Here is a 4401-nt window from a genome sequence, read left to right as displayed (position 1 = left end):
GGAGTAGGGGAGTAGGGGAGTAGGGGAGAAAGATTGTTGTTGGGTTTTTCCGTTGGAAATGCTCCGCAAACGGTTCCATGCTGCGCAATGCTAACGCAAACAACCCAACCTACATCTATTGCAACATTTAAGATGAAACAGTCCAATACTGGACTGACACAGCTAAAACTGTGCATTAGGAAGTAGGGGAGTAGGGGAGTAGGGGAGTAGGGGAGAAAGATTGTTGTTGGGTTTTTCCGTTGGAAATGCTCCGCAAACGGTTCCATGCTGCGCAATGCTAACGCAAACAACCCAACCTACATCTATTGCAACATTTAAGATGAAACAATCCACTACTAAAAAAAAATATTTCTATATTTGACTTTCAAGTAATTTCAAACATGATGATACAGAAAAAATTAGCCCAAAACTTAGGAATGGAAATCTTACCCAAAGAAAAGCTACAACATCTAGTTGATAAGTCTGTTAAAATCCTCGAAACAGTTCTCACAAACCAAAATATTTCTGAGCAAGAGCGAGCAAAAATTGCTGCTAGAATTTTAGAAATTGAGAATCAACGAAGTAACAAAAACTCATCCCAGTCTGACCATAAATCATTCAATCAACAAAATAAATCTCAAATTTCCGATGATTGGAAACAATGGATGACCGAAAGTAAATTGCGCAACTACCCTGATATTTCCATTATTCAAGAAATGGTTAAAAGAGGAATAAATGAGCAAATTGCTGTAGCAGAATTAAGTCATTTAACTGCTAATCCCTATTTTAAAGCAAGCAATAACATGATGCAGTTGTTCAGAAAACTGGAGTCGATGTTAGAAGTCCGTCATCAAATTTCTCAACTGTCTCCAAACTCTAGCTATATAGAACGCAGAAGTCGTATTTCCAAAGAAGAATTTNAAATAAATCTCAAATTTCCGATGATTGGAAACAATGGATGACCGAAAGTAAATTGCGCAACTACCCTGATATTCCATTATTCAAGAAATGGTTAAAAGAGGAATAAATGAGCAAATTGCTGTAGCAGAATTAAGTCATTTAACTGCTAATCCCTATTTTAAAGCAAGCAATAACATGATGCAGTTGTTCAGAAAACTGGAGTCGATGTTAGAAGTCCGTCATCAAATTTCTCAACTGTCTCCAAACTCTAGCTATATAGAACGCAGAAGTCGTATTTCCAAAGAAGAATTTTTAGCAAAATACTACGCCACAAATACCCCAGTTGTAATTACAAATATGATGACTAAATGGCAAGCTCTGTCTTTGTGGACTCCAGAATATTTTAAAACTCATTATGGCGATGCTAATGTAGAGATTCAAGATAATCGTAACTCAGATGCGCAATATGAAATTAATAAAGGGCGACACAAAAGAGTATTAAAGTTAAGTGAATATGTCGATATGGTTGTCAATGGCGGTGATACTAATGATTATTATATGGTTGCTAGTAATCGTAATTTTCAACGAGACAAAATTAAAAATCTCCTGGATGATATAAATTTTTATCCTGATTTTTTAGATAGTTCAAATACTAAGGGTCAAATTAAATTATGGTTTGGTCCAGGTGGTACAATTACACCAGTACATCACGACCAAACTAACCTAATAAGCGCTCAAGTCTATGGCAGAAAGCTTTGGCGAATTATCTCTCCCGATCAAACCCCATTTCTCTACAATTATCAAACTGTTTTTAGTAAAGTAGACTTAGAAAATCCAGATTACTATAGATATCCTTTGTTTAAAAAGGTGAAAATTATCGAGGTAATTCTTGAACCTGGAGAAATGATTTTTATCCCTATCGGTTGGTGGCATCAAGTTAAGTCACTTAATGTTAGTATTTCTCTTTCTTTGATGAACTTTATTTTTCCCAATTACTATAAGTATCAAAATCCTAGTATTCAGTAAGCATTTAGTAGGTAATACTTTACGGGGTGACAAGTTAGTTGAAAGCTATATATAGAAAAGGAAAAGTTCGTAGTAGGGCTTTAGCCCTAAGTTATGGATCGGGCTGAAGCCCTACTACAAACAAAAACAGGACTTACGCATAGACTATACATATAGTTTTTAAAACTATTGCGCAATAGTTTTAGATTCTACATTTAGTATATCTGCATAAGTCCTGAAAAACTTTTTTACCACTAATTATCTGGACATAATATAACTGGAATTTAGCCTAAATAAATATTGAATAGAAGGCAAAAATCCAATATACACAGTGTCAAAACTAAAACAGGATAATATTTACTTTATTCTCCTAAATTTCATCAACTCTTTACCAAAAGGGTATTTTATATAAGGTTTTGATGAAGATTATTGCCTTCTTGAAAATACAGGTTTACACCAGGTTTTACTAATAGCTATATTGTTAATTGTAAATAAGCAATTTATCTTACAGGATGACTCCAATGATGAACAAAACTTTTGCAACTGTATTACGTTCTGCGAGAAAAGTTATATTTGATTCTTCGTTTTTATCAGTAACTGGTGTTGCTATAGCATCAACAGTTTTATTGCCTACTTCGGCTGAAGCCTTTACTTTTAACTTTGGAGCCGACAGTACATCTTCCAATTCTCCTGCTACTGGGGCTTCAGCTTCTGTAGATTTTGGCTTCATCCAGCAAGGCTCTGATGTTAAGATTGAATTGGGTATNACAGTTTTATTGCCTACTTCGGCTGAAGCCTTTACTTTTAACTTTGGAGCCGACAGTACATCTTCCAATTCTCCTGCTACTGGGGCTTCAGCTTCTGTAGATTTTGGCTTCATCCAGCAAGGCTCTGATGTTAAGATTGAATTGGGTATTACAAACACTACAGGCAGTAGTGTTTTTGGTGCTGGAGCCACTGCTTCTAAGTTGACAGGCATTGGTTTTGATCTCTTGGATGGTTTAAGCTTTGCTGGTTCCTTCAACTCTGATGGTTTTCTTGATACATTTATAGAAAACGCTGCTTTTAACCCCTTTGATACTTTGGATGTTGGTATTGCTGATAACAATAATTTCTTGGGTGGTAATGCTAATGACGCTCTTGCTGAAGGTCAATCTACTATCGTTAGCTTTTTGGTAAGTGGCGCTAATCTTGTGGCTGCAACTTTAGAAAATGATTTCCTTACAGCTTTCACGAATGGAGACTTAGATATCGGCGCTCGTTTCCAACAGGTTAACGCAGGTGCAGGAAGTGACAAATTATTAAGTGGCACAACTGGTGGTGGCACAACTGGTGGTGGCACAACTGGTGGCGGCACAACTGGTGGCGGCACAACTGGTGGTGGCACAACAGGTGGTGGCACAACAGGCGGTGGCACAACTGGTGGTGGCACAACAGGTGGCGGCACAACTGGTGGTGGCACAACTGGTGGTGGCACAACTGGTGGTGGCACAACTGGTGGTGGCACAACNGGTGGTGGCACAACAGGTGGCGGCACAACTGGTGGTGGCACAACTGGTGGTGGCACAACTGGTGGTGGCACAACTGGTGGTGGCACAACAGGCGGTGGCACAACTGGTGGTACAACATCCATTCCTGAACCAAGTACAATATTAGGTTTAGCTTTATTCTTAGGTGGTTTAGTAAATTCTCGCCGTCGCCAAAATGGTTAAAACTCTCTCTAATGACATGGTATTGCTGTAATAGGACTTACGCACGAGGTATGAAAAACTAGGATTTGAGATTGCTTCCCTGTCGGTCGCAATGACGAAAATACCTTATACTATCTAAGTCCTATGTAATAGAAATCATTTCAGCTAGGTATATATAGCATCTANCAAGTACAATATTAGGTTTAGCTTTATTCTTAGGTGGTTTAGTAAATTCTCGCCGTCGCCAAAATGGTTAAAGCTCTCTCTAATGACATGGTATTGCTGTAATAGGACTTACGCACGAGGTATGAAAAACTAGGATTTGAGATTGCTTCCCTGTCGGTCGCAATGACGAAAATACCTTATACTATCTAAGTCCTATGTAATAGAAATCATTTCAGCTAGGTATATATAGCATCTACAATTAAGTATTAATCGCCGCATCTACAATAATTTTTTCATATATTTTTCCAACATCTACACATTCAACAGCACCATCCATATAAATATATTTTGTTATTCTAGGTTGGAAGTAAAAATTTACTTCTAACCTGAATTTGTATTTCTCATCTAAATAGGGCTTGTTGATTTAAAGATAAAAGCCTTTAACAAAAAATCAAGGTATAAAGCCTTCTATATTCAAGAGAAAAAAAGTGCTAGGATATTTTCTTATATTCAATTCCTTTACAGTTTTCTTTGAGATAATTATCAATTATCAATTAATGAACAATCGGTCTTTGACACTCCACGGACTAAAGTCGCGTGGATTCGTGACTAGGAGCTGTAAATCGGGTTAAAACCACGATTTCCAAATTGCACGGTTCCC

2 protein-coding genes are annotated in these 4401 nt (G+C 37.3%); both read left to right on the top strand.

Annotation, left to right across the window (positions count from 1 at the left end; all coding sequences use genetic code 11):
• The first annotated feature begins 987 nt into the window (after positions 1–987).
• A complete protein-coding gene (locus tag AFK68_RS08585) occupies positions 988–1905 on the top strand; it encodes a cupin-like domain-containing protein (protein WP_094672370.1) in 918 nt (305 codons plus the stop codon).
• Positions 1906–3395: 1490 nt separating this feature from the next.
• Positions 3396–3596: PEP-CTERM sorting domain-containing protein (locus tag AFK68_RS38440; RefSeq protein ID WP_210407309.1), on the top strand; the 201-nt coding region annotated here is incomplete at its 5' end.
• Positions 3597–4401 lie beyond the last annotated feature (805 nt).

The sequence above is a fragment of the Hydrocoleum sp. CS-953 genome (genome assembly GCF_002260545.1).
Taxonomy (GTDB): Bacteria; Cyanobacteriota; Cyanobacteriia; order Cyanobacteriales; family Microcoleaceae; genus Trichodesmium.
This window is presented reverse-complemented; position numbering and strand designations above follow the sequence as displayed.